24 protein-coding genes and 1 other RNA gene are annotated in these 25,270 nt (G+C 65.2%); 12 read left to right on the top strand and 13 right to left on the bottom strand.

What is annotated here, in order from left to right:
* Positions 1-137: 137 nt before the first annotated feature.
* The 8 genes from dapB to ACCQ06_RS10775 all read right to left on the bottom strand — a co-directional run bounded on the left by dapB (position 138) and on the right by ACCQ06_RS10775 (position 6,489).
* A complete protein-coding gene (dapB, locus tag ACCQ06_RS10810; RefSeq protein WP_104615467.1) occupies positions 138-854 on the bottom strand; it encodes a 4-hydroxy-tetrahydrodipicolinate reductase in 717 nt (238 codons plus the stop codon).
* Positions 855-1,111: 257 nt separating this feature from the next.
* A non-coding RNA gene (locus ACCQ06_RS10805) (sX9 sRNA) lies at positions 1,112-1,188 on the bottom strand.
* 64 nt (positions 1,189-1,252) lie between these two features.
* Positions 1,253-1,972, bottom strand: coding sequence for an MOSC domain-containing protein (locus ACCQ06_RS10800; protein ID WP_316692352.1), 720 nt, complete (start codon positions 1,970-1,972; stop codon positions 1,253-1,255).
* Positions 1,969-3,171, bottom strand: coding sequence for an aminotransferase-like domain-containing protein (locus ACCQ06_RS10795; protein WP_316692351.1), 1,203 nt, complete (start codon positions 3,169-3,171; stop codon positions 1,969-1,971). The genes ACCQ06_RS10800 and ACCQ06_RS10795 overlap by 4 nt, the downstream gene beginning before the upstream one ends.
* A 396-nt stretch (positions 3,172-3,567) precedes the next feature.
* Positions 3,568-4,068 carry a nuclear transport factor 2 family protein gene (locus ACCQ06_RS10790; RefSeq protein ID WP_316692349.1) on the bottom strand — a complete coding sequence of 167 codons (501 nt, stop codon included), beginning with the start codon at positions 4,066-4,068 and terminating at the stop codon, positions 3,568-3,570.
* 60 nt (positions 4,069-4,128) lie between these two features.
* The gene (locus ACCQ06_RS10785) at positions 4,129-4,383 is read right to left on the bottom strand and encodes a DUF6587 family protein (RefSeq protein ID WP_104615464.1); all 255 of its coding nucleotides are present in this window, start codon (positions 4,381-4,383) and stop codon (positions 4,129-4,131) included.
* A 1-nt stretch (position 4,384) separates the two neighbouring features.
* Entirely contained in the window at positions 4,385-6,244 is a 1,860-nt protein-coding gene (gene feoB, locus ACCQ06_RS10780; RefSeq protein ID WP_104615463.1) for a ferrous iron transporter B, read from the bottom strand.
* The gene (locus ACCQ06_RS10775) at positions 6,241-6,489 is read right to left on the bottom strand and encodes a FeoA family protein (RefSeq protein WP_228324209.1); all 249 of its coding nucleotides are present in this window, start codon (positions 6,487-6,489) and stop codon (positions 6,241-6,243) included. Before ACCQ06_RS10775 ends, feoB begins: the two co-directional genes overlap by 4 nt.
* A gap of 116 nt (positions 6,490-6,605) precedes the next feature.
* On the opposite strand from ACCQ06_RS10775, the gene ACCQ06_RS10770 reads away from it, so the two are divergent.
* The 5 genes from ACCQ06_RS10770 (at position 6,606) to ACCQ06_RS10750 (ending at position 10,292) form a co-directional block, all read left to right on the top strand.
* Positions 6,606-7,403 carry an enoyl-CoA hydratase-related protein gene (locus tag ACCQ06_RS10770; RefSeq protein ID WP_228324208.1) on the top strand — a complete coding sequence of 266 codons (798 nt, stop codon included), beginning with the start codon at positions 6,606-6,608 and terminating at the stop codon, positions 7,401-7,403.
* Positions 7,404-7,437: 34 nt separating this feature from the next.
* Complete coding sequence (locus tag ACCQ06_RS10765) at positions 7,438-8,334, top strand: hydroxymethylglutaryl-CoA lyase (protein ID WP_316692345.1); 897 nt, start codon at positions 7,438-7,440, stop codon at positions 8,332-8,334.
* Between the two features lie 139 nt (positions 8,335-8,473).
* Positions 8,474-9,244, top strand: a complete 771-nt coding sequence (locus ACCQ06_RS10760) for an SDR family oxidoreductase (RefSeq protein WP_104615459.1) — start codon at positions 8,474-8,476, stop codon at positions 9,242-9,244.
* A 101-nt stretch (positions 9,245-9,345) separates the two neighbouring features.
* Entirely contained in the window at positions 9,346-9,912 is a 567-nt protein-coding gene (yeiP, locus tag ACCQ06_RS10755) for an elongation factor P-like protein YeiP (RefSeq protein WP_104615458.1), read from the top strand.
* Positions 9,912-10,292 carry a hypothetical protein gene (locus ACCQ06_RS10750; RefSeq protein ID WP_316692342.1) on the top strand — a complete coding sequence of 127 codons (381 nt, stop codon included), beginning with the start codon at positions 9,912-9,914 and terminating at the stop codon, positions 10,290-10,292. The genes yeiP and ACCQ06_RS10750 overlap by 1 nt, the downstream gene beginning before the upstream one ends.
* 250 nt (positions 10,293-10,542) lie before the next feature.
* Here ACCQ06_RS10750 and ACCQ06_RS10745 read toward each other — a convergent pair whose 3' ends face one another.
* From ACCQ06_RS10745 to ACCQ06_RS10735, 3 genes are read right to left on the bottom strand one after another with little or no spacing between them, the layout of a single operon-like run.
* Positions 10,543-12,435: a DUF7844 domain-containing protein gene (locus ACCQ06_RS10745; protein WP_316692341.1), complete on the bottom strand. Its 1,893-nt coding sequence runs from the start codon at positions 12,433-12,435 to the stop codon at positions 10,543-10,545.
* On the bottom strand, positions 12,432-12,725 hold the full coding sequence (locus ACCQ06_RS10740; protein ID WP_104615455.1) for a DUF2388 domain-containing protein: 294 nt from the start codon (positions 12,723-12,725) through the stop codon (positions 12,432-12,434). Before ACCQ06_RS10740 ends, ACCQ06_RS10745 begins: the two co-directional genes overlap by 4 nt.
* 34 nt (positions 12,726-12,759) lie before the next feature.
* Positions 12,760-14,178, bottom strand: a complete 1,419-nt coding sequence (locus ACCQ06_RS10735) for a D-2-hydroxyglutarate dehydrogenase (protein WP_316692338.1) — start codon at positions 14,176-14,178, stop codon at positions 12,760-12,762.
* Between the two features lie 208 nt (positions 14,179-14,386).
* Between ACCQ06_RS10735 and serA the strand changes: the two genes are divergently transcribed.
* Positions 14,387-15,628: a phosphoglycerate dehydrogenase gene (serA, locus tag ACCQ06_RS10730; protein ID WP_316692337.1), complete on the top strand. Its 1,242-nt coding sequence runs from the start codon at positions 14,387-14,389 to the stop codon at positions 15,626-15,628.
* Positions 15,629-15,969: 341 nt separating this feature from the next.
* Here the strand turns inward: serA and ACCQ06_RS10725 are convergent, their stop codons facing one another.
* Positions 15,970-16,518, bottom strand: coding sequence for an NUDIX hydrolase (locus ACCQ06_RS10725; RefSeq protein WP_228324206.1), 549 nt, complete (start codon positions 16,516-16,518; stop codon positions 15,970-15,972).
* Positions 16,519-16,694: 176 nt separating this feature from the next.
* Between ACCQ06_RS10725 and ACCQ06_RS10720 the strand changes: the two genes are divergently transcribed.
* The 6 genes from ACCQ06_RS10720 (at position 16,695) to ACCQ06_RS10695 (ending at position 23,317) form a co-directional block, all read left to right on the top strand.
* The gene (locus ACCQ06_RS10720) at positions 16,695-18,167 is read left to right on the top strand and encodes an amino acid permease (RefSeq protein ID WP_170068594.1); all 1,473 of its coding nucleotides are present in this window, start codon (positions 16,695-16,697) and stop codon (positions 18,165-18,167) included.
* 128 nt (positions 18,168-18,295) lie between these two features.
* Positions 18,296-19,726: an amino acid permease gene (locus tag ACCQ06_RS10715; RefSeq protein ID WP_228324163.1), complete on the top strand. Its 1,431-nt coding sequence runs from the start codon at positions 18,296-18,298 to the stop codon at positions 19,724-19,726.
* Positions 19,727-19,817: 91 nt separating this feature from the next.
* Positions 19,818-20,471 (top strand): methylthioribulose 1-phosphate dehydratase, encoded by a 654-nt coding sequence (locus tag ACCQ06_RS10710; RefSeq protein ID WP_104615450.1) that lies wholly within the window; start codon positions 19,818-19,820, stop codon positions 20,469-20,471.
* Between the two features lie 35 nt (positions 20,472-20,506).
* Positions 20,507-21,073 carry a 1,2-dihydroxy-3-keto-5-methylthiopentene dioxygenase gene (locus ACCQ06_RS10705; RefSeq protein ID WP_104615449.1) on the top strand — a complete coding sequence of 189 codons (567 nt, stop codon included), beginning with the start codon at positions 20,507-20,509 and terminating at the stop codon, positions 21,071-21,073.
* 2 nt (positions 21,074-21,075) lie between these two features.
* Positions 21,076-21,774, top strand: a complete 699-nt coding sequence (gene mtnC, locus ACCQ06_RS10700) for an acireductone synthase (RefSeq protein WP_316692332.1) — start codon at positions 21,076-21,078, stop codon at positions 21,772-21,774.
* Positions 21,775-22,282: 508 nt separating this feature from the next.
* Positions 22,283-23,317 carry a C13 family peptidase gene (locus ACCQ06_RS10695; protein WP_104615447.1) on the top strand — a complete coding sequence of 345 codons (1,035 nt, stop codon included), beginning with the start codon at positions 22,283-22,285 and terminating at the stop codon, positions 23,315-23,317.
* A 269-nt stretch (positions 23,318-23,586) separates the two neighbouring features.
* Here the strand turns inward: ACCQ06_RS10695 and ACCQ06_RS10690 are convergent, their stop codons facing one another.
* On the bottom strand, positions 23,587-25,173 hold the full coding sequence (locus ACCQ06_RS10690) for a calcineurin-like phosphoesterase C-terminal domain-containing protein (protein WP_228324161.1): 1,587 nt from the start codon (positions 25,171-25,173) through the stop codon (positions 23,587-23,589).
* Positions 25,174-25,270 lie beyond the last annotated feature (97 nt).

The following is a 25,270-nucleotide window of genomic DNA, read 5'->3' as shown; positions in this document are numbered from 1 at the left end:
TCGGGCAAGCGAGAATTGTAAAGGCAAGTGCCCCGGCTTGCCAGCCTGCAACGCAATCCATGCAGCAACAGCACTGCAACGGCGGCATGAATACGCCGCGCAACCGCGCAGGTGTTCATGCGCTGTTGCGCGATGTCTTACAGCACCAGGTCGCGTACCCGGTAGCTGCCGGCGGGCCGGCCGATCAGGCGTTTGGCCGCGTGCAGGGCGCCGCGCGCGAAGATGTCGCGATTGGTGGCGCGGTGCACCAGCTCGACCCGCTCGCCCAGCCCGGTGAACTGCACCGTGTGCTCGCCGACGATGTCGCCGGCCCGCAGGCTGGCAAACCGCGGCTGCGCACCGCTGCCGGTGGCCGCCTCGCCCAGCGTCAGTGCGGTGCCGGATGGCGCGTCCTGCTTGTGCACGTGATGCGCTTCGATGATGTCGCAATCCCAGCCTGGCAAGGTGCCGGCGGCGCGCTCGACCAATTCGGTCAACACCGCGACACCAAGACTGAAGTTGGAGGCCCACACCAACGGAATCTGTTGCGCGGCATCGAGCAGCGCGGCGCGCTGCACCTCGTCCAGCCCGGTGGTACCGGACACCAGCGGCTTACCGCGTTGCGCGCACAGCGCCAGGATCGGCGCAAAACCCTGCGGCAGGCTGAAGTCGATGGCCACATCGAAGGCCGGCGCACCGCCCAGCTCGCTGGCGGCAAAGAACGGCACGCCGTCCACCACGCGCTGCGATGGCGAGCGCCCCACCACCGCGCCGACGATATGCAATGCGTCGTCTTCAGCCGCCAGGCGCAGCAATGCCTTGCCCATCCGCCCGGAGGCGCCGTGGATCAACACTTTTACAGGGGACGTTGTCATGCCCGCAGGCTAACGAGGCGGTGGGGGTTGCACAAGGTGCTGGGAATCGGGAATCGGGATTGGGAATCGTCAGAGCGGTGTGCGAGGTCTGAGCGCTTGTTGGGGATGTCGTGGTTTGGTGGATGTGGAGCCACTTGTGGCTTGTTGCGTGTCGACGTTTGCAGCTGCGCGGCGGCTGGCTGCGCGCATCTGTGGAGACTGTGCGTGCGCGGCAATGGCTTGTGCCTTCAGCGCCGCCGCAGCGCGTGACGTTGATTGGTCAACAAAACGCGGCCAGCAGTCGTCAGGGGGGGTGTGGACGGCGCACGAGAACCGAAGTGCACGAGTGTCGTAGAAGAGGATTCCGAGCACCGGCCGCGCCCGCCTGGCGGTGAGCACAGCGGTTTTGTTAGCTGCTCTTAGTCGTCGACGCCGGTCAGGCGCCTGCTCCAGCTTTCCCCTTCGCTGCGCTGCAGGCGGTGCTCGAACAGGGCCCGCCACGACGGCACCAGCGGAAGACGCAGCAGCTCGGTGATGGTCGCGACGTCGACTTCGCGTGCATACAGCACCTGCTGTAGCCGCGACAGGCTCCACTGCGGATGCGGTCGCTCCTGCAATGCCAGCGTGTTGCCGGACGCCACCACGCCGGGTTGCAGCACCCGGTAGTACCAGCCGGTGCGGCCGGTTTCCTGCACGCGGCGCGCCATATCGCGCACACCGAAGCGGTCCGACAGCTTCCAGCACGGCTGACGCAGCTGCGAGACTTCCACCACGGCCGTGCCCAGCGTAAAGCGGTCGCCCAGGCAGACCGTGGCCTCGGTCAGGCCGGTGCTGCTGAGGTTCTCGCCGAACGCGCCGGCCGCTTCCAGCAGTGCATGTGCGCCAAGCTCCTGGCGCCAGGCAGCATAGTGGTCGCGTGGATAGTGATGAATCGCCTTGTCCGGCCCGCCATGCACGCGCCGGTCGCCCTGCTCGTCGCCTTGCAAGCCTTCGACACCCAGCTGCAGCGACCCATGCACTGCGCGCTTGTCGATCGCGCTGCGGCTGTCGGGGCGAGTGAAGTCGCGCGCAACACCAATTGCGACACTATCGATGTGCGTGGCAACCGGCGCTTGTGGCACCAAGACGGGCGATGTCATGCGCCCTGCCCTGGCAGTTCGGCCAGCGCCTGGCGTAGCACCTCACCCAGCACCTGGATGCCGGCATCGATCTTCTCGCCCGGCACGGTGACGAACGACAGCCGCAGCGTGTTGACTTGCGGCAACGTCGCAAAGAACGGCGCACCCGGCACGAAGGCGACATTGCGTGCGATCGCACGCGCCAGCAGCACGGTGCCATCCAGACCGGGCGGCAGGGTCACCCACAGGAACATGCCGCCTTCGGGGCGATTCCACTGCACCTGCGCCGGGAAGTGCCGGTCCAAGGCTTCCAACATCAGGCTGCACTGCCGCGCATACAGTGCGCGGATCTGCGGGATATGCGTGTCGAGAAAGTCGTCCTGCAGCGTCTGATACACCACGCGCTGGGTAAACGAAGGCGTATGCAGATCGGCCGCCTGCTTGGCCTGGATCAGCTTGCCCAGCACCGCCTCCGGCGCGACGACATATCCCAACCGCAACCCGGGCGCCAACACCTTGGAGAACGAGCCCATGTAGATGACGCCTTCCGGGTTCATCGACAACAGGCTCGGCAAGGGTTCGCCGCTGTAGTACAGCTCGCCGTACGGGTCGTCTTCGACGATCGGCACGCCGGCCTCGGCCGCACGTGCGACCAGCGCCCGACGTCGCGCCAATGGCAGGCGACGACCGGTGGGGTTCTGAAAATTGGGCAGGCAATACAGAAAGCGTGCATCGGCCAGCAGCGCCGGATCCAGCGCATCCACCACCACGCCATCCTCGTCCGATGGCATGCCGACAAACGCTGGCTGGAACAACGAAAACGCCTGCAACGCACCGAGATAACTCGGCGTCTCCACCAGCACCTTGCTGCCTTCGTCGATGAACACCTTGCCGAGTAGATCCAGGCCCTGCTGCGAGCCGGTGGTGATCAGCACCTGGCTGGGCCGGATCGTGGCGCCATCGCGACTCAGGCGCGCGGCCACCCATTCGCGCAACGGCGCATAGCCTTCGGTGGGGCCGTATTGCAACGCCGCCTGCGGCGCATCGCGCAACACCTGATCGCTGGCTGCGCGCATGCGTTCGACCGGAAAGGTCGCCGGCGATGGCAGACCGCCGGCGAAGGACGTCACCTCCGGCCGCTCGGTCACCTTGAGGATTTCGCGAATCGCCGAACTGGTCAGCGCCTGCGCACGTCGGGAGATCTGGAAGGAGGTCGTCATACCGCAAGCATACCCAACGCCCGCAATGCCGGCGCTGTGCACTGCAGCGTGCGTGCTGCGATGTAGAGCGCTGGCAGAACGTGGCGAGCCGTCGTCAGGTGGGTGTAGACGGTCGCGGCTAGAACCGGAACGGACGAGTGGACACTGCCGTACCGAGCAGCGGCGGCGCCCAACTGGCGGTGTGCGCAGCGGCGTCGTTAGACGCTCTTAGGGAAGCTCTGAACAACGCTGCCTCAGGCCTTCGATCGAAGCATGAGCCAAGCTGCGTCAGCCGTAAGCGCTTGAGTTTTAGTAAGGACGCTTACCGGGATCAGGCGAAGCGACAAGCTTCCCCGCTGGTCGGCGAGTTGTTCAGAGGTTCCTTAGCGGAAGCAAAGAAGCCGCTGTCGCTGCAGGCTACCGATACGCCGGACCAACCCAGGCGGTGCCTTCGCTACGCGTGATCAAGGTCTTCCAGCGCTTGCGCACCACCTTGTCGCGCGAACGGAAGGTCATGCGCAGACCCGGCAGGCCGAGCGTGGCGCGTGTTTCGACCATCGCCGATTGCTCATCCGGCGCGATCTCGATCTTGGTAATCGAGCGCTTGTAGTCGATCAATTCTTCCGGCTCGGCCACGGGGCGCATCTGCTTCAGCACCTGTGCCCACTCGCCGTTGGACTTGCAGTAGTTGGCGCGATTGGTGGTCTCGCGCTTCTGATGGGAGTCCATGCGGTACAGCACCACCATTTCGAATTCCGGCGCGGTCATGGCGCAGAGCGCCTCACCATCCTGACTCACCATCGCCTTGTCGTGCGCCGCGTAGAAATCGCGCACCTGCGTCTCGTCAAGCGCATTGCCACCATCGTTGTACAAACCCGCAACCGCGGCCAAGACCGCCAACAACACCAGCAAACGCATGCACCGCCCCCTGTCGCGCCGCGTCCTGCGGCCGCGCAAGTGTAGCGGAGGCGAACGGGATCAATGCTTGCGCGTTGGCGCAGGGCCGCAACTGTCGCAACCACCGCAGGCCGCACTGCCCTGCGTGGCTGGAGGCGCCACGCGTCGTCCCAGGGTCTGCATCCAGGTCGGTCGTCCATCGCGCAGCAACGCCAGCGCCAGCGCGCCCCGCATCCCGCGCAAGACACTCGGGAACTGCTTCTTCATCACCACCCACAGGCTGAGCAGCACCGCGACGGCGATGACCATGTATTGCAGGGTGAGCGAAAGATCCATGTCAGCCGGCACCAAACAGCACAGCCAGCTGGTAAGTCACCAGCGAGGCAAGGTAGGCCAGTGCGAACAGATAGACCGCACTGATGGTCATCTGCTTCCACGAGTTGGTTTCGCGCTTGATCGTGGCCAGGGTGGAGATGCACATCGGCGCGTAGATATACCAGACCAGTAGCGACAGCGCGGTGGCCAGCGACCAGCCGTCGCTGATCAACGGCGATAAGGCCTGCGCCGCTGCATCGTCATCGGCAGCCGACAACGCATAGACGGTGGCCAGCGATGCCACCGCCACTTCGCGCGCAGCCAGGCCGGGAATCAGAGCGATGCAGATCTGCCAGTTGAAGCCAAGTGGCGCGAAGAACACCGCCATCGCGTGGCCGATGCGGCCGGCAAAGCTGTAGTCGATCGGCGGCAAGGTGGCATTGGCCGGCGCAGCCGGGAACGACAACAGGAACCACAGCAGAATGGTCAGCGCCAGGATGATGCCGCCGACGCGCTTGAGAAAGATCACCGCGCGTTCCCACAAGCCCAAGGCCAGGTCGCGCAGCTGCGGCACGCGGTACGACGGTAGTTCCAGCATCAAGGGATGCTCGCTTTTGTCGCGACGCCACTTCTTCATCGTCCACGACACCAGCAACGCGCTGACGATGGCGGCGGCATACAGCGCAAACAGCACCAGTCCCTGCTGATTGAAAATGCCCCACACGGTTTTTTGCGGGATGAACGCACCGATCAGCAGCGCATACACCGGCAACCGCGCCGAGCACGTCATCAATGGCGCGACCATGATGGTGGCAAGGCGATCGCGCGGATCCTGGATGCTGCGCGTGGACATGATGCCCGGCACCGCGCACGCAAAGCTCGACAGCAACGGAATGAACGAGCGCCCGGACAATCCGGCCGCCGCCATCATGCGATCGAGCAGGAATGCCGCACGCGGCAGATAGCCGGATTCTTCCAGCGCCAGAATGAAGGCGAACAGGATCAAGATCTGCGGCAGGAAGACGATCACCCCGCCCAGGCCGGCGATGATGCCGTCCTTGAGCAGACTGTTGAGCGGGCCCTCCGGCAGCGTGGTGCCCACCCACTGGCCCAGCAGTGCGGTGCCGGCATCGATCAGGTCCATCAGCGGCGTGGCCCAGGCGTACACCGCCTGGAAGATCAGGAACATCACCACCGCCAGCGTCACCAAGCCCCAGATGGGATGCAGCAGCCAACGGTCCAGCGCATCGTCCACGCGCGAGGTCCGCGTCGGCATGGTCACCGCCGCGCTCAGGATCTGCCGAACCTGCGCATGGTAATTACCGTCGACAGGCGGCGTGGCGGTCGGTGCCGCCAGGCTGGCGGCCTGCGCATCGATGCGCTCGACCAGCGCCTTGGCGCCGCCGCGTCGCACCGCCACGGTCTCCACCACCGGCACGCCGAGCGCCTGCTCCAGGGCCGGCAGATCGATCACGATGCCACGCCGTTGCGCCGCATCGACCATGTTCAGTGCCACGATCATCGGCCGCCCCAACTCGCGCAGCTCCAGCGCAAAGCGCAGATGCAGGCGCAGATTGGTGGCATCTATCACGCACACCAGCACGTCCGGCGCCGGCTCGCCGGGGTAGAAACCACGGCACAGGTCGCGGGTGATCGCCTCGTCCAGGCTGGCCGGTTGCAGGCTGTAGGCGCCGGGCAGATCGAGCACCGCAAAGTCGCGGCCGGACGGCGCACGGAAATGCCCTTCCTTGCGCTCGACGGTGACGCCGGTGTAGTTGGCCACTTTCTGGCGGCTGCCGGTGAGCTGATTGAACAGCGCGGTCTTGCCGCTGTTGGGGTTGCCCACCAGCGCCAGACGCAACGGCACGGCCGCCGCATTCATGCCGATGCTCCGTCTGGCCGCACCTGCACGCGCGCGGCTTCGCTGCGGCGCAGGGCAAAACGCGTGTAACCGACCTGCACCAGCAATGGCTCGCGGCCGACCGGCCCGGTGGCCAACACGGTGACCTCCTCGCCTGCGACAAACCCCAGCTCGCGCAGGCGCCGGGCGATCGTGTCGTTGGGGAGACGATCCTCCACGGAGTCCACGATGGCGGCGCGATGCATAGGCATGTCGGACAGCGTCACAAAGACGGCCTGATTGTTAGGAATGGTTCTCAATTCTAGCATCGACGCACCGCGTCATGGCTCCGGCGACCCGTGCCGCTATCATGGTTCGCATCCCATTCATGGACGCATCCGCAATGCAGGACACCGGCTTGATCGTTGAGGACCACGGACCGGTCCGCACGCTGCGGCTGCACCGCCCGACCGTGCACAACGCCTTCGATGCGACCTTGATTGCCGCGTTGACCGACGCGTTGCGGCAGGCCGGCACGGCGGCGCACATTCGCGTGGTGATCCTGACCGGTGACGGGGGCGCCTTCTCTGCCGGCGCCGACCTGCACTGGATGCGCGGTATGGCCACCGCCAGCGAGGCCGAGAATGCCGCCGATGCGTTGGCGCTGGCGCGCCTGATGCGTACGCTCGACGAACTACCCAAACCCACCATCGCGCGCGTCAACGGCGCAGCTTTCGGCGGCGGCGTGGGACTGGTGGCGTGCTGCGATATCGCCATCGGCTGCACCGAGGCGCGCTTCGGCCTGACCGAAAGCAAGCTCGGGCTCTTGCCCGCGGTGATTTCGCCGTATGTCATCGCCGCCATCGGCGCACGCCAGGCGCGCCGTTGGTTCGCCACCGGCGAGATCTTCGACGCCGGTACCGCGCAGTTGTTGGGGCTGCTGCATCAACTGGTGGCGGCCGATCAACTAGACATCGCGGTGGAGCGGCAGGTGCGCCTGCTGCTGGCGGCCGCGCCGCTGGCCGCCAGCACGGCCAAGTCGCTGGTCCGCTCGGTGCTGCCAGCCGCCGACCGCGATGCCGTCGATGCCGCCAACGCCGCATGGATCGCCCGCTTGCGCGTCTCTCCGGAAGGTCAGGAGGGCCTGGGCGCATTCCTGGAAAAACGCTCGCCGGCCTGGGTGCCGGAGAACGCGGCATGAGTGCGTTGGCCGTTGTGCGCGGCGGGGCTCGCGCATGAACGACTTCGTGCGCATTGTCGAGGTCGGCCCGCGCGATGGGCTGCAGAACGAGGCGCAGCCGGTCGCCACCGCCGACAAGATCGCGTTGATCGATCGGTTGTCGGCCACCGGCCTGCGCACCATCGAGGCGACCAGCTTCGTCAGCCCGCGCTGGGTGCCGCAGCTGGCCGACGCGGCCGAGGTCCTGGCCGGCATCACCCAGGCGTCCGGCATCGCCTATCCGGTGCTGGTGCCGAACCTGCAGGGTTACACCCGTGCGCAGGCGGCCGGCGCGCAGGAAGTGGCGGTCTTCACCGCAGCGTCGGAGGCCTTCAACCGCACCAATACCAATGCCGGTATCGACGAATCGATCGAGCGGTTCCGGCCGATCCTTGCACAGGCTGCCAGCGACGGCGTACGCGTGCGCGGCTACGTCTCCACGGTGCTGGGTTGCCCGTATCAAGGCGAGGTGCCAGTGGCCGACGTGGTGGACGTCGCGCAGCGGCTGTACGCACTCGGCTGCTACGAAATTTCGCTGGGCGACACCATCGGCGTCGGCACCCCGCGCAAGGCGCGCCAGATGCTGGCCGCAGTGGCAGAGGTGGTGCCGATGCACGCACTGGCGGTGCATTTCCACGACACCTACGGGCAGGCGCTGGCCAATATCGCCGCCTGCCTGGAGCAAGGCGTGCGCGTGGTCGATGCCGCGGTGTCCGGCGCCGGTGGTTGCCCGTACGCCAAGGGCGCCAGCGGCAATATCGCCAGCGAAGACGTGGTGTATCTGTTGCACGGCCTGGGCATCTCGACCGGGATCGACCTGCCTGCCCTCGCCCACACCGGCCGCTGGCTGGCGCAGCTCCTGGGCCGCGACACCGGCAGCAAGGTCGGCAAGGCGCTGGCGGCCGCCGGCTGACACCGCGCCGCTGCCGCTGCAGCACAAGCATCCCCCGGCACGATCGCGCAAAGGCTTCGGCTAGAATTGCCGGCCGTCTCGGCCACCGTTGGCGTGCCGGCAGCCGTCGGCAGTCATGTCTCTACCAGGGAACCACCGCATGCAGTCATCCTCTGTTCTTGCCGTCATCACCGGCGGCGTGTCCGGCCTGGGCCTGGCAGTGGCGCAACGCATCGTTGCAGACGGCGGCAAGGTCGCGTTGTTCGACGTCAATGCCGACAAGGCCGATGCGGCGCTGGCCTTGCTGGGTGCCGGCAACGCGCATTACTTCGCCACCGATGTCACCGACGAAGCGCAGGTGTCCGCCAATATCGCGCAGGCCGCGCAAGCGCTGGGCGGGCTGAATCTTGCGGTGAACTGCGCCGGCATCCTCGGCGCCGGCCGTGTGCTGGGCAAGGAGGCGCCCATGCCGTTGGCGACCTTCCGCACCACCGTGCTGGTCAACCTGGTCGGCAGCTTCAATGTCGCCAAGGCCGCGGCCGATGTGATGCAGCACAACGCCGCCGGCGACGATGGCGAGCGCGGGGTGATCGTCAACACCGCATCGGTAGCCGCCTATGAAGGTCAGATCGGCCAGGCGGCCTACGCCGCCAGCAAGGGCGGCGTGGTCGGCATGACCCTGCCGATGGCGCGCGAACTGGCGCGCTTCGGCATCCGCGTGATGACGATTGCACCCGGCGTGTTCTGGACCCCGATGGTCGACGGCATGCCCGAGGCCGTGCAGCAATCGCTGTCCGCCTCCATCCCGTTCCCCTCGCGCCTGGGCCAGCCCGACGAATACGCCGACACCGTCGCCTTCATCCTGCGCAACCGCTACCTCAACGGCGAAACGATTCGCCTGGACGGCGGCGTGCGGTTGGCGCCCAAGTAGGCCGGGAATGGGGAATCGAGAATGGGGAATCGCAACAGCGCCCTACTCTCAGCACCCCGCTACCGGCTTTTCCAATTCCCTATTCCCTACTCACGATTCCCATGAAAGCTAACGACATCAAGAAAGGCAACGTCGTCGAATACAACGGCGGCATTTACCAGATTCGCGACATCGAGCGCAGCTCGCCGCAAGGGCGCGGCGGCAACGTGCGCTTCCGCTTCATCATGTACAGCGTGCCGGGCGGCGTAAAAACCGATGCCAGCTTCGATGCCGACGACAATCTGCCCGAAGTGGAGCTGCTGCGTCGCCTGTCCACGTTTTCGTACAAGGATGGCGAGGCGTTCGTGTTCATGGACGACGAAGATTTCACGCCTTACACCCTGGACGCCGATGTGATCGGCACCGATGCCGGCTACATCACCGATGGTCTGACCGGCATCTATGTGCAGGTGATCGACGACCAGCCGGTGGCGGTGCAGTTGCCGCAGACGGTGACGCTGGAAGTGATCGAGACGCCGCCGGAGCTCAAGGGCGGCACCGCCACCAAGCGTCCCAAACCGGCCAAGCTCAACACCGGCATGGAAATCATGGTGCCCGAGTACATCACCAACGGTGAGCGCGTGCTGGTCAACACCACCACCGGCGAATTTGCCGGACGCGCCGACTGATGCGTCGCCTGGCCGTTGCCCTGACGTTGGGGCTGCTGGCTGCCTGCACCGCGGAACCGGCCCCTGCGCCGGCCTCCGCTGCGGTCGCCTGCACCGATCCCAGGGTGGAAGACGAATGGCTGCAACATCCGGCAGGCCTGTGCGGCATGCCGGAGGATGTGCGCAAGCTGGTGGAGGACTACGACACCTGCGAACACTTCGCCGGTGAAGAACCGTATGACGCCGACCGTCGCCACGAAATCGAAGTGGCGGTTGCGCAGTTCTGCACACCCGCACCGGCACGCCTGGCCAAACTGCTGCAGCGCTACCGCAACGATGCGCAGGTGAGCCGGTGGTTGCGGCAGTACGCCACCCAGGCGGATTTACAGCCGGCGAGCTGAGCAGCACGTGCAGAGAGACGTACCGGCTTGCTGCGCACTCGATGGCAGCAAGCCGCTCTTCCATGCTGAAACGTGCTGAATAGCGCGCATTTTTCGCTGGTTTTTGCGCGGGAACGCTACGTGCGCGCGGTCGTCGGCAACGAATCGCTCGCTCTGTCTAGAAGCGCCACTTAGTCGCACGCCTGTCCGATTGTCGACTGCACTTGCACGATGTCTGTAGCGCCATCATCAACCGACGCAGACGCCAACCTTATTGCTCGCCAAGCGCCTGGTGCGCCGGCACCGGCACCGACGCAACCGCCTGCACCGGCTGTGCAAGCATCCGCAATCGTGCGCGCAGCGTTTCGACGTTCGCCTCGCCCTGCTCCAGATCGGCACGCAACTCGGCCGGCAACTGCTGTCGGCCCAGTGCCTGCAATTGCTTCCACCCATCGGCCAGGCCGCTGCTCGCCCGGGCGACCTTAGCGCTCACACGTTGCTGCTCGTCGGCCTGCGGCAATCCGTAGCCGGGGCCATCGAAACCGGAGCCATCGAGAAGCGCCGCCGGGTGACTGAGCTGCGCCTGCCGGGCGAACAGACTCTGTAGTTGATCCTGCACTGCTGCACGCTCGGCGATGCCGGGCCGCAACAGGCGCTTGAGCGCATCGCGCGCCACCAGTTCCTGCCGCCGTAACGCGGCTTGTTCCAGCAGCAATGCAGCTGCGGTTTCGCGCAGGCCACCGCGCTCGAACCACTGCGCGCGTGCATCAGGCGCGGCATCCAACCACTGGGCCACACTCGTCTGCGGCACCGGGATGCCGCGCCGAAGCACATCGAACATGGCCTGATAATGCGCGGCCGCCGATTCGAAGTAATAACCCTGACGTGTGGCCTGCGCGCGGTCGTCCAGCACACGCAGGTCGGCAAGGCCGGCACGCTGCAGGCGCTGGCGCACGCCACGCGGAGTGATCGACGACAGCCCAGCTGCGGCCAGACGCGGCACCCCGTCGTGCAACAACTTGTAGGTTTCCACCGCGCAGTTGTTGCTGATGAAGTAATAGCGCCCGTCGTAGCTCCAGTGCACCTGCGCGGCGCGCGTCAGCAAAGCGGCGATCTCATCCGGGCTCAGCGCCAGCGGCACCGACGACAGGGCACGCAGTTCCACCTTGGTGTATTCGTCGATGACCTGGTTCAGCGGCAGCACGAACAGCCGCGACGGATACGAGCCGGTCAGCCCACGCCAGCTTGAGATCTGCACATCACCGACGAATGCCCGAAACGACAGCACGCGGTGATACTGCAGATCCAGCCGGCACGCCGGCCCGGGCACGCGACCGGGCGCGCAGATCACCAGCCGCAACATGCTGTGGCCCCAGCGACTCATCGGCTGTTCGTTGCCTTCGGCAAGCAGATAGTCCACTGCATAGACCCGCGCCGGGTCCAACGCCAGCAGCGACATCGCACCGGCATCGTTGTCGGCCTGCAGATACGGCAAGGTCGGCGCGCATGCTGCCGCGTCCTGCGGCGGTCCTAGCCGCTCGGAAAACCACGCCGCCAGCGCGGGACGGCGGCAGGCATAGTCCGCATCCAGCACGTAGTGCTCGAGATTGACCGCAACAAATTCGGCCGGGCTATGCCGCTCGTAAGCATCGGGACTGCGGTCGCTGAAGCGGTTTGCGCCGCGTCCGATTCGCCAGGGACGCACCTGCCAGCCGGCAAGATCGCGCAGGCGTGGGTCGCGCGACAACGCACTGCCCGCTCCACGATCGCGCACATGTGCCAATTCGTGCACCAACGCTGCCATCGCCGCCCGCGTGGCTGGCGCGCCGATGTCGGAGCGTGCGCTGGCGGACTGCATGCTCCAGGCATCCAACAGCGTCTGATCGAGCAGGATGCGATTGCCGATCGCGCGGCCGTGCACTTGCGCCGGCAGATCGCGGCGCCACTGCAATTGAATGGGTGCCGCGTCGCGCATCATCCAGCCCGTCGGCAACCGTTGTTCGACCTGCTGCACCAGCGCCTGGCTTGCAGCGCGCTCTGACGCAGTCAACTCCGATGCGACAACCGACACCTGCAGCGTGGGCGAAACTTGCGATTGGGCTTGCGCCGCCGGTGCGATCGCTGCGGCCAGCCACAGCCATGCACACCGGCGGCGACGATTCACTGCGCCAGGATGGACTGCGCCAGTTCCAGATCGCTGGCCACACGCGCCGCATCGCTGCGACTGCGCAATTGCAGCAACGCCGCTTCCAGACGCGCGCCGCGAATGGCGCCATCGCTGGCGACGAAGCCGGCCGCATCTTCGCGTGCGTCGGCAACCACCTTGTCGTCGCCGGAACTGCTGCTGTTGGACGAACCGGCAGACGATGCACCGGCCGAAGTCCCCGCAAGACTGGATGCGGCAGCTGCCAGCGGCAGCAGGGTCAAAGCACAAAACACCAGAGAGCGCATCATCGGCGTATCGATTCCATGTGAGGTGATGAAGAGACTACCCGGCAGGCGTCGCGCCGGGCAGCTCGTCCATGTCGAACAGCTTGCCGGGATTCAGCAAAAGATGAGGATCCAGCACATGTTTGACGCCACGCATCAGCGCAATTTCTGCGGCGGAGCGCGTGCTCCACAGGTACGGCTTCTTGACCAGGCCAATGCCGTGTTCGGCGGAAATGCTGCCGCCAAAGCGCTGCAAGGCGTGCGCCAGCACCTTGGTGACCTGATCGCAGGCCGTCACGAACTCGGCCTGACTGGTGTCGGCGGGTTTGAGCACGTTGATATGCAGGTTGCCGTCGCCGATATGGCCGAACCACACCACATCGAAGTGCGGATACGCCTGGCCGAGCAACGCCTGGGTTTCGGCCAGAAACGCCGGCATTGCCGAGATGCGCACCGACACGTCGTTCTTGTACGGCGTATAGCGCGCCACCGCTTCGGTGATGCCCTCGCGCAGCCGCCACAGTTGCGCGGCCTGCGCATCGCTCTGGCTGATCACCCCGTCGCTGACCCAGCCCTGCTCCATGCAGGTTTCAAAGGCAGCCATCGCGGCGGCTTCCTGCGCTGCATCGCCGGCGGCAAACTCGGTGACCACGTAATACGGGTGGACCTGCGCAAACGGTGCCTGCGCGCCGTGCGCGAGCACGTGCTCCAGCGCGCGGTCGGTGAAGAATTCGAACGCTTCCAGACGCAGCTGCGCGCGAAACGCGGCAAACACCTGCATCAACACCTCGAACGACGGCAGTGCCAGCAGCATCACATTGCTCGGCGGCGGCGGGTCGGTCAGCCGCAGCGTCGCTTCGACCACGATGCCGAGCGTGCCTTCGGAACCGATCATCAGATGACGGAAATCGTAGCCGCTGGAATTTTTCACCAACGCATTGTTGAGCTCGAGCAACTCGCCGCCACCGGTGACCACTTTCAAACCGGCCACCCACTCGCGGGTATTGCCATAGCGGATCACGCGAATGCCGCCGGCATTGGTGGCGATGTTGCCGCCGATCGAGCAGGACCCGCGTGCGGCGAAATCCACCGGATACACCAACCCATGCTCGCGCGCGGCGTTGTGTACCGCTTCCAGCGGCATGCCGGCCTGCACGGTGAGGGTGCGATCCACCGCGTTGAAGTCCAACGGCTTGTTCAAGCGTTCCAGGCTGAGCACCAGCTCGCCGTTGGCGGCCACCGCGCCACCGGACAACCCTGTACGGCCGCCCGATGGCACCACCGCCACGCCTTGCGCATTGGCCCATTGCACCACGGCCTGCACGTCTTCGACCGAGCCTGGCAGTGCGATGGCCAGCGGGTTTGGCGTCCAGCGCCGGGTCCAGTCGCGGCCGTAATGCTCCAGGTCGGCCGGCTCGGTTTTCACACGCAATGCCGGCACGGCCTGTTGCAACGAAAGAATGCGGGGATCGGTCATGGGGCACGGCGCGGCAGTAGGAACCGCACAGCGTGCCAGTGCGCGCCGGACTCGTCCAGTTGCGATGCGGTGTGCCGTCGCGGCGTTGGATTCAGCTGAAACCGTTACAGCGCAAGGGATTGCCGCATTCAACCGCTGCATGACAAGCGCCCCATCCGGCACCCCTTCTGGCATAGTTGCCGACCCGATTGCTGCAATGCGCTCCCCCATGTCGCCGAAGAAAACCTCGTTCCCCAAGCAGGACATCCGCGTCCTGTTGCTGGAAGGCATCAGCCCGACCGCCGTGGATGTCTTCCGCGCCGCCGGTTATTCGCAGATCGAATTGCACGCCAAGTCGTTGCCCGAAGACGAACTCATCGCGCGCATCGCCGATGCGCATATCGTGGGCATCCGCTCGCGCACGCAGTTGAGCGCCGAGGTGCTGGCGCATGCCAAGCGGCTGATCGCGGTGGGCTGCTTCTGCATCGGCACCAATCAGGTCGACCTGGACGCGGCCGAGCTGGCCGGCATTCCGGTGTTCAACGCACCCTACTCCAACACCCGCAGCGTGGCCGAGCTGGTGATCGCCGAGGCGATCCTGCTATTGCGCGGCATTCCGCAGAAAAATGCGCAATGCCATCGCGGCGGCTGGTCCAAATCGGCCGCTGGCAGCCACGAAACGCGCGGCAAGGTGTTGGGCATCGTCGGCTACGGCCACATCGGCACCCAGGTTGGCGTACTGGCCGAATCCTTGGGGATGCAGGTGATCTTCCACGACATCGAAACCAAGCTGTCGCTCGGCAATGCCCGTGCGGCGATCGATCTGGACGACCTGCTGGCGCGCTCGGACGTGGTGACCCTGCACGTGCCGGAGACGCCATCCACCAAGGACATGATCGGTGCGGCAGAAATCGCCCGCATGAAGCCTGGCGCGCATTTGATCAATGCCTCGCGCGGCACCGTCATCGACATCGATGCGCTGGATGCGGCGCTTACCTCCGGCCACATCGGCGGCGCGGCGGTGGACGTGTTCCCGGTCGAGCCCAAGGGCAACGGCGATGCATTCGAATCGCCGTTGATTGCGCACGACAACGTGATCCTGACCCCGCACGTGGGCGGCAGCACACTGGAAGCGCAGGACAATATCGGCATCGAAGTGGCCGCCAAGCTGGTGCGCTACAGCGATAACGGCAGCACCTTGTCGGCGGTGAATTTCCCGGAAGTGACGCTGCCCGAGCACCCCGACAGCCTGCGACTGCTGCACATCCACCGCAACGTGCCGGGTGTGCTGTCCAAGATCAACGAGTTGTTCTCGCGCCACAACGTCAACATCGACGGCCAGTTCCTGCGTACCGATGCCAAGGTCGGCTACGTGGTGATCGACGTCAGCGCCAGCGAAGCGCAGGCCACCGCGCTGAAGGAAGGCCTGGCCTTGATCGAAGGGACATTGCGGACGCGGATTTTGTATTGAGGTATCGGTGCAGGAACGGCCCTCATCCGGCGCGTTGCGCCACCTTCTCCCGCAAGCGGGAGAAGGGAGTGCAGGTCATCCTTCTCCACCTGGCCCCTGCTCCCGCTTGCTGCCTTCTGCCGCCCTCTGCCGCCAGCTCCCTTCTCCCAACTGATCCCTTCTCCCAACTGATCCCTTCTCCCACCTGATCCCTTCTGCCGCCTGATCCCTTCTGCCGCCTGATCCCTTCTCCCACCTGATCCCTTCTCCCACCTGATCCCTTCTCGCGCGCTTGATCCCTTCTCCCGCCTGCGGGAGAAGGTGGCCGCAGGGCGGATGAGGGCGCACGCCCTGAGCACCCATCACACGCCTCGGGTCACCCACTTCTCGGCCATACGCCGCATCGACGGATCCAGCTCTGGCTCGGCCAGCAGCTCGGCAATCGGGCGCCATGCCAGGGCCAGCGACTCTTCGCTGACGTCGAACGCTTCGTCCGCGCCTGCGACCACTACGTATCGCGCGTCGAAATGCCAGTGCCCCGCTACCTCGCCGCGCGCGGGAATCCAGTGACGGTCCAGGTCGAACAGCTCGGCATCTGCCAGCCGCAAACCGGTCAGACCGGATTCTTCTTCGGCTTCGCGCAGCGCCACCTGCGCCAGATCGCGGTCGCCGTCGGCGTGGCCGCCCAGCTGCAGCCAGCGTTGCAACTTGCGGTGGTGGGTCAGCAGCGTGCGGCTGCCGTCGGCACTGACCACCCAGGCCGAGCCGGTGAAATGACCTTCGACACGCTCGCGCACGAACGGATCGGTAGCATCGTCCAGCAGCTGCACGAACTGGTCGGCCACCTCGGCCTCGTCCGGCCAACGTGCACAGTAGGCAGCCAGTTGCTGCCGCAGGGTTGCATCCACCATCTGGCGTTCTCGGTTGCGCATGGATCAGCGACCATTATCGCCATTCATGCTGCGTACGCGCTTGTCGTGAGCGTGTAGCTTTGGCAAGGTAGGCCGCTTGCCTGTCCCATCGGGATGCGGCGCACACCTTCGCCCAGGCGCGCGCGCCTCCGTTCTGCCACTTAGGGATGTACCGAATGCTGAAGTCTCTGTTGAGGGTCAAACCGATCGAGCCCGCTGGACATGTGGATGCGGGCGAACCGGTCGAAGGCAGCCTGCAGGGCGAAGCGACGCTGCAACGGACCCTCACCGCCAAGCACCTGATCATGCTCGGCATCGGCGCGGTGATCGGCGCTGGTATCTTCGTGTTGACCGGGCAGGCCGCGGCCAATCACGCCGGCCCCGCAGTGATGCTGTCGTTCGTCTTCGCCGGTATCGCCTGCGCCTTCGCCGGCCTGTGCTACGCCGAATTCGCGGCGATGATGCCGGTCTCTGGCAGCGCCTATTCGTACTCGTATGCAACCCTCGGCGAAGGCATCGCCTGGTTCATCGGCTGGTGCCTGGTGCTGGAATACCTGTTTGCCGGTTCCAGCGTCGCGGTCGGTTGGTCCGCCTACCTCATCAGCTTCCTGACCGGCACGCTCGGATTGCCGTTCCCGGCAGAACTTGCGGGTGCGCCGTTGGCCTGGGACGGTCATGGCTTTGTCAGCTCCGGCAACATCGTCAACCTGCCGGCGGTGTTGATCGTCGCCGCGGTGAGCATGCTGTGCTACGTGGGCGTCACCCAATCGGCGTTCGCCAACGCGATCGTGGTGGCGATCAAGGTGGTGGTGATCTGCCTGTTCGTCGGTTTCGGCATCGCCTATATCGACCCGGCGAACTGGCACCCCTTCATCCCGGAAAATACCGGCCCGGGCCAATTCGGCTGGGATGGGGTGTTCCGCGCGGCGTCCATCGTGTTCTTCTCCTACATCGGTTTCGACGCAGTCTCCACCTCTGCCGGCGAGACCAAGGACCCGCAGAAAAACATGCCGATCGGCATCCTGGTGTCGCTGGCGATCTGCACCGTCATCTACATCATCGTCTGTGCGGTGTTGACCGGACTGCTGCCCTACACCCAGCTCGGCACGGCCAAGCCGGTGGCCACCGCGCTGGAAGCGCACCCGCAATTGAGCTGGCTCAAGACCGCGGTGGAGATTGGCGCGATCGCCGGCCTGTCTTCGGTGGTGTTGGTGATGCTGATGGCGCAGCCGCGCATCTTCTACACCATGGCCAAGGATGGGTTGATGCCCAAACTGTTCGGCAAGGTGCACCCGAAATTCCACACGCCCTACGTCGGCACCATCTTCGTCGGTGTGGTCGCGGCGCTGCTGGCCGGGGTGATTCCGTTGAATGTGCTGGGCGAACTGGTGTCGATGGGCACCCTGCTCGCTTTCGCCACCGTGTGCGCCGGCGTGATGGTGCTGCGCTTCACCAAGCCCGAGCTGGAGCGCCCGTTCCGGGTGCCGTTGGCAATGGTGATCTGCCCGTTGGGCGCATTGGCCTGCCTGTTCCTGTTCTTCCAGGCCTTCCAGGAGCACTGGAAGGTGTTCGTGGGCTGGACCGTGATCGGCCTGTTCATCTATTTCGGCTACGGCATCCGCCATAGTCGTCTGGCCCGCAAGGCTTGATTGCGAGTCCCTCGCAACAGCCCGCACATCCGTGTGCGGAGATTTGAAAACGCGAGTCCCTCACAACAGCCCGCACATCCCGCACAAGCACGCACCGTCACGCGCAGGGATTCAACAGGAATCGCTCCATGTTCAAACAACTTTGGGCTACCAAACACCCGCACGCCAGCCATGAGGCGGCCGACGGGCTGGGTCTGCAACGCGCGCTCGGTCCCTGGGGGCTGACCGCCCTGGGCATCGGCGCGGTGATCGGCGGCGGTATCTTCGTGATCACCGGCCAGGCGGCGGCCGACCATGCCGGCCCTGCGATCGTGCTGTCGTTCGTGCTCGCGGCGATCTGCTGCGCGTTCTGCGCCATGGCCTACGCCGAATTTGCCGCAATGGTGCCGGTGTCCGGCAGCGCCTACACCTATACCTACGCCACCTTCGGCGAGTTGGCGGCCTGGTTCATCGGCTGGATGCTGGTGCTGGAATACGGCGTCTCCGCCTCGGCCGTGGCGGTCAGCTGGACCGGCTATTTCCTCAGCCTGCTGGAACACTTCGGCATCCATTTGCCGGCCGCCCTGGTCAGCGCACCGCTGGACGGCAAGCTGCAACGCACCGGTGCGATCGCCAACCTGCCTGCTGCTGCCATCGTGCTGTTGCTGACCTGGCTATGCTATGTCGGCATCCGCAAGTCGTCGGCGATGAACATGGCGATGGTGATCCTCAAGACCGGGCTGATCATCCTGGTCATCGCGGCAGGCTGGAAGTACGTGGACCCGGCCAATTGGCATCCCTTCATCCCCGCCAACGTAGCACCGGGCAAGTACGGCATGGAAGGTGTGCTGCGCGGCGCCGCGATGGTGTTCTTCGCCTATATCGGCTTCGAAGCGGTGTCGGTGGCGGCGCAGGAATCGCACCGGCCGCAACGCGATCTGCCGATCGGCATGATGTTGTCGCTGGTGGTCTGCACCGTGCTGTATATCGCCATGGCCGCGGTGATGACCGGCCTGGTGCCGTTCACCCAGCTGGGTACCGATGAGCCTGTGGTGACGGCTGTAGCCGCGCATCCGCAGCTGGCCTGGTTGCGGGTGGTGGTGGAAGTGGGCGCGCTGATCGGGTTGTCGTCGGTGGTGCTGGTGATGATCATCGGGCAGCCGCGCATCTTCATGATCATCGCGCGCGATGGCCTGCTGCCGTCGATCTTCACTCGCATCCATCCCAAGTACCGCACGCCGCACATCAATACCGTCATCACCGGTGTAGGTATCGCACTACTGGCTGCCATCTTCCCGCTGGATGTGCTGGGCGAGCTGACCTCGATGGGCACGCTGATCGCCTTCGCTGCCGTGTGCGCCGGTGTCTTGATCCTGCGCCGCACGCATCCGGAACTGCCGCGTCCGTTCCGCATGCCGGCCGCGTGGTTGATCTGCAGCGCCGGTGTCCTGAGCTGCCTGGCGCTGCTGTCGGCAATGACCCTGCACAACTGGATGCTGATGGGGCTATGGACCCTGGTCGGGCTGGTGGTCTATTTCGGCTACGGCTATCGCCACAGCCGTCTGCGCGACAGCCGCTGAGCGAACGCAGGTGCTATGTCTGGGCGTGACAGGGCAAACACCCTGCTGCGCTGCACCTGACCGTAATCCGGTGGGGCAGTAGAATGACGCCATGAATGCGACCACTGCCCCCCTGCCCTATAGCGCCGCCCGTTTGCACGAGCTGGCGCAGTTGCTGATCGGCAACATCCGCGAGCTGGCCCAGGCCGGCTGGACGCCCGCCACCAGCAGCAATTTCTCTCATCGTCTTGACGAACAGCACGCCGCGATCACCGTGTCCGGCCGCGACAAGGGTCGCTTGGTCGAAGAAGACATCATGGTGGTGGACTTCGATGGCCAGGCCGTCGGCCGCCCGCTGCGTCCATCCGCCGAAACCTTGCTCCATACCCAGCTGTATCGCCGCTTCCCGGAGATCGGCTGCGTGCTGCACACGCATTCGCCAGTGCAGACGATTGCGTCCCGCCTGTATGCCGGCAGCGGCGTGATCCGCCTGGAAGGCTACGAACTGCTCAAGGCCTTCGAAGGCAATACCACCCACGAAACCGCGGTGGACGTGCCGGTGTTCGCCAACACCCAGGACATGCAGGTGCTGGCCGCGCAGGTCGACGCCTTGCTGGACAAACAGAGCATGTGGGGGTATCTCATCGAAGGACACGGCCTGTATGCCTGGGGCCGCAACATGGCCGAGGCACGCCGCCATCTGGAAGCGTTCGAATTCCTGCTGCATTGCGAACTCGAACTGCTGAAACTGCGCGGCCCGCGCTGAGTGTTGTCCGTCCCCCATTCGTGAGCCAGACCGCCATGAGCCGACTGCGTATCTTTGCCGACACCAACCCGACCACACCGGAATTCGACAGCCGCGATGGCGATGCGATTGCCGCCGAGCTGGTCAAGATCGGCGTCACCTTCGAGCGCTGGGCTGCCAGCCAGCCGGTCGAACCCGGCGCCACGCCCGAACAGGTGATGGCCGCCTATCGCACCGATATCGACCGCATCAGTCGCGAGCGCGGCTTCAAGACCGTGGACGTGGTGAGCGTCGCGCCGGATAACCCCAAGCGCGAAGAAATGCGCGCAAAGTTCCTGGACGAACACTTCCACAAGGAAGACGAGGTGCGCTTCTTCGTCGCCGGCTCGGGCTTGTTCACGCTGCACGTGGATGCCAAGGTCTATGAGATCGAGTGCGTCAAGGACGACCTGATCGCAGTGCCCGATGGCACCTTGCACTGGTTCGACATGGGGCCGGAGCCGCATTTTGTGGCGATTCGCTTCTTCACCGAGCCGGACGGCTGGGTCGGACATTTCACCGGCACCGAAATCGCCAAACAATTCCCCCGCTACGCCCCCGAGACACCTCATAAGGCCAGCTGACGATGACACGACCGCAAGCGATCCTCACCGATATCGAAGGTACGACCAGCAGCATTTCGTTCGTCAAGGACGTGCTGTTCCCGTATGCACGCCGCGCCGTGCCCGCCTACGTGCGCGAGCACGGCAACCACCCGCAGGTGCGTCACTGGCTCAACCAGGTGGCCGACGAGATCGGCGAAGACGTGCCGGACGAGGTGTTGATCACCACGCTGCAGACCTGGATCGACGAGGACCGCAAGCACACCGCGCTCAAGGCCTTGCAAGGCCTGATCTGGGGCGACGGCTACAAGACCGCCGACTTCACCGCGCACATCTATGCCGATGCGGCGATCCAGCTGCAGGCCTGGCACGCGCAGGGCATTCCGCTGTACGTGTATTCGTCCGGCTCGGTGCCGGCGCAGAAGCTGTTCTTCGCCCATAGCGATGCGGGCGACCTGAGTGGTTTGATCACCGACTGGTTCGATACCGAGGTTGGCCCCAAGCGCGAGAGTGCCAGCTATCGCCGCATTATCGAGCGCATCGGCAAGCCTGCAACGGAGATCCTGTTCTTGTCGGACGTGATCGAAGAGCTCGACGCCGCCAAGCGCACCGGTATGCGCACCGCGCTGCTGGACCGCCGCGAAGACTATCCAACGCCGCGCTCGGCCGATGACGTGGGCAGCCACCTGCGCGTGGAAAGTTTTTCGCAGCTGGTGTTTTGAGCCGGCAGGTTCGCTGAGACATCGGCTGCCGCGGTGCGGCGGCCGGTGAGGTTGCAAGAACGCCGTGTGTGATGCGTTGGACGTAGGACCTCCAGTCACTTGGACCGAAGCGTCGTGTGACGGATTGGCTCTCATAAGACGACTGATTGCGGTCGCATGAGGGCATCTTGCAAGCAGCACAGCCGTTGAAGCCACCGAAGCAGGCTGGCTTGGCGCTTGCCAGCTAGTGCATGCGTCAGTGGATTAGCTGGTTCGCCAGCTGATGCATGCGCCAACGACGGGGTGGAAGACGATGCGCAGCGGCTTGCAAGGCTGGACGATGCGTTCTGATCTGCGCCACGTTGCTGCCGGCTTGAGCAGTCTCCGCATCTGTCTGAGGGCAGTCGCAGTCGCCAGATGCAACGTTCGATCGACCGCTCCACACTCTCCCATTCCACGCATCATCGAGGCATCGGCGTTGTCCCCATCGTTCCAATCACCCTTGGCGTCGCACGCGTTGACACGCCGGATGCTGGTGCTGCTCGCCGTGGTCTTGCTGGTTGCCGGCTGTCATCCCGATGCGGGTGCGGCGTTGCCGGCACCCACCGCGGACGACGCGGCGCAGGTGGACCCGGTCGACCAGGCCGCGCTGAAAAAAGCGCTGGCCGCCGTGCAGCCGCAGCGCCCCGGCGTCACCGATCTGTATGTCGTCGGCTTTGCCGGCGATGCCAGCGACGACGTGTTTCGCAACGAAACGCTGTACCTCAAACAATTGTTCGAACAACGCTTCGACGCGCGCGGCCGCGTGGTCGCGCTGGTCAACAATCCGGACAATCTGGGCGAGCAGCCGTACGCACCGTTGGCGACTTACGACAATCTCTACGACACGCTCGCTGCGATCGGTAAGCGCATGAATCGCAAGGAAGATGCGCTGCTGCTGTTCGTCACCACCCACGGCACCGAAGATCACACGCTGTACGTGCAGGTGGATCAGAACGAAGAAGACTTCATCAGCCCGCAGGATCTGCGCAAGGCGCTGGACGATGCCGGTATCGACAATCGCATCATCGTGCTGTCGGCCTGCTATTCGGGCGGCTTCATTCCGGCGCTGCGCTCGCCGGACACGCTAGTCCTGACCGCGGCACGTGCCGATCGGCCATCGTTCGGCTGCGGCAACACGTCCAATGCCACCTACTTCGGCCAAGCCTGGCTGATCGATGCGATGAACCGCAGCGACGATCCGCTGGCCGCCTTCGACATCGCCAAGACCGCGATCACCGCGCGCGAGAAACAGGACGGCGAGTTGCCGTCATTGCCGCAACAATCGCTGGGCAGGCGCATTGCGCCGGTACTGGCGCGCTGGCGCGCCGGGCTGCACCTTGGCCCGGCAGTTGCCTATCCTTATCCGCCGCTGGAGGACGACCCCAACGCCGAGATGGACGCCGAAGCGCAGCGCGACGCTGACGCCGAACCGGCAGCCGATACGGCGGGAGCAGCTACGCCAGCATCGACTGCGTCGCGACGCAAAGCGCCGATTCGCACGACGCCCGCATCATCGCGATAAAGCCGACGCGCTGAGACTAATTCTCATTTCGCCAGTAATGTCTGCGCATCGCTACACTCGCGCAGCCAGCAAGCACTTCGCCAGCCAGCACAGATCTTCGCCAGCGCGCCTTCGCCTGCCAGCCCGGATCTCAAGACGCCTCCTTCGTGGAGGCGTTTGCGTTTGTGGGGCTCGATACCGATTCCCCCAGCGATGCCGTAGGAGCGTCCTTGGGCGCGACGGGCGTTACCGCCACGAACTGCTGCGCCGCCTTGCACGCGCGCATCTGCTCAAGGGTCGGCGCGCTGCAAGCGATACACCGTGCGTGCGCTGTATTGCCCGGTTGGCAAAGTAGCGCGCACCTCGACGACATGTTCGCCAACGCCGAGCGTGGTGGGCAACGCACTGCGCCACAGATGCGTCGATGGCGTGGCTTCGGGCGAGCGGTCGTAACCACGCAGTTCCGGCGCTGCATCGTCGCGCGCGTTTTCCGCAAGCAGCCCCGGGTCCGCACGCTCGACGCGCTTCATCGCCTGCCACGGCCCAGCATCGATACGCGACTCCACCACGGTGCTGTCCTGCCCCATGAACACATTGGCGTACACGCCCCAGGCCGGATACGCACCCTGCCGCAGCACCTTGGGCGCAGACAGCGATAGCTGTGCATCGTCGGCCGCGCGTGCGACGTGATAGGCCAGGGTGTAGTCGCCGCTGGAAGCGACCTTCAGCACTGCATAACCGTTGGGCGTGCCGTCGCTCATCGTCGCATCGGGAATACCGTCGGCATCCTTGACCCCGGACCAGAACGCACCGCAGGCGGCGCCAACGTTGTATTCGTGCAACGGGCGCGCGCCCTGCCAGCCTTCGTCCGCGCCATGCTCCACCTGCCGCTGCGTGTGGCTGTGCGCGCTGAGCACCAGCACATGCGGGAAGTCCTTCAGCAGCGCGAACAGGCGGCTGCGGTCGGCATGCCGGAAGGTCTCCTGCCCCGGGGCTGCATCGAACAATGGGATATGCATGCCCAGCACCAGCAGGCGCTCGCGTGGCAGCTGCGCCAGATAGCTCTGCAGAAACACGAACTGGTCTTCGCGCAGGCCGCCCACATATGCCGGCTTGCCGCCGGGCGTATAGATCACATCGTCCAGAAACACGAAGCTGGCGTTGGCTTCTTCCACCGCGTAGGTGTCCGGCCCGTACACCGCACGCCAGCTGTCGAGCGACTGCAGATCGTCGCCGGCATCGACATTCAGATCGTGATTGCCGGGCACATGGAACCACGGCACGCCGAGCTGCGTGGTGACCTTGTTCAAGGCCGGATACAGGCTCAGATCGTCGCTGACGATGTCGCCCAATGTGGTACCGAGCCGGGCGGCGGTCTTGCCGACCAGCGGCGCCACGATATCGCGCTGGTAATAGCCCACATCGGTGAGGCTGGCGGTCTGGCTGTCGGCAAACACCAGCATGTCGAACCCGCTGCCTGCCGCTTCCGAACGCGGCGTCAGCGCGAAATCCCAGTCATGCATCTTGCGACCGGTCGCGGCGATGCCTAGATACTTGCGCTTGATCGAACCGCGCGGCGCGTAGTGCCGCCAGAACCCGGGCAAGCCGTCGGCGGCACGTACAAAACTGCGATCGCCCGGTTTGATCACGAACACCGTCTGCCCCTCGCGCACCGGCAAACGATAGCGGCCTTGCGCATCGGTACGCACGATCTGCGTGCCGTTGGACACCGCCACATCGGCAAGACCGGGCTCATCGGCGCCGCGACCGGCACGCCCGTCGCGCTCTTCGTACACGATGCCATCGACCACCGCATCGCGCGCATACGCGCTGCCGGCGAGCACACCCAGGGCTAGAAGAGCGAAGCGAAGCTGCATGCGTGTTCCCGCCAAAAGACCAGCGGAAATTGTACCCGCCGAGGCAACGTGGACGGCGTAGGCGTGCAAATCACATCGCATCGTAGGAGCGCACCTG

Origin of the sequence: Xanthomonas sp. NCPPB 4467 (genome assembly GCF_041475665.2) — a bacterium.
GTDB lineage: Bacteria > Pseudomonadota > Gammaproteobacteria > Xanthomonadales > Xanthomonadaceae > Xanthomonas > Xanthomonas dyei.
This window is presented reverse-complemented; position numbering and strand designations above follow the sequence as displayed.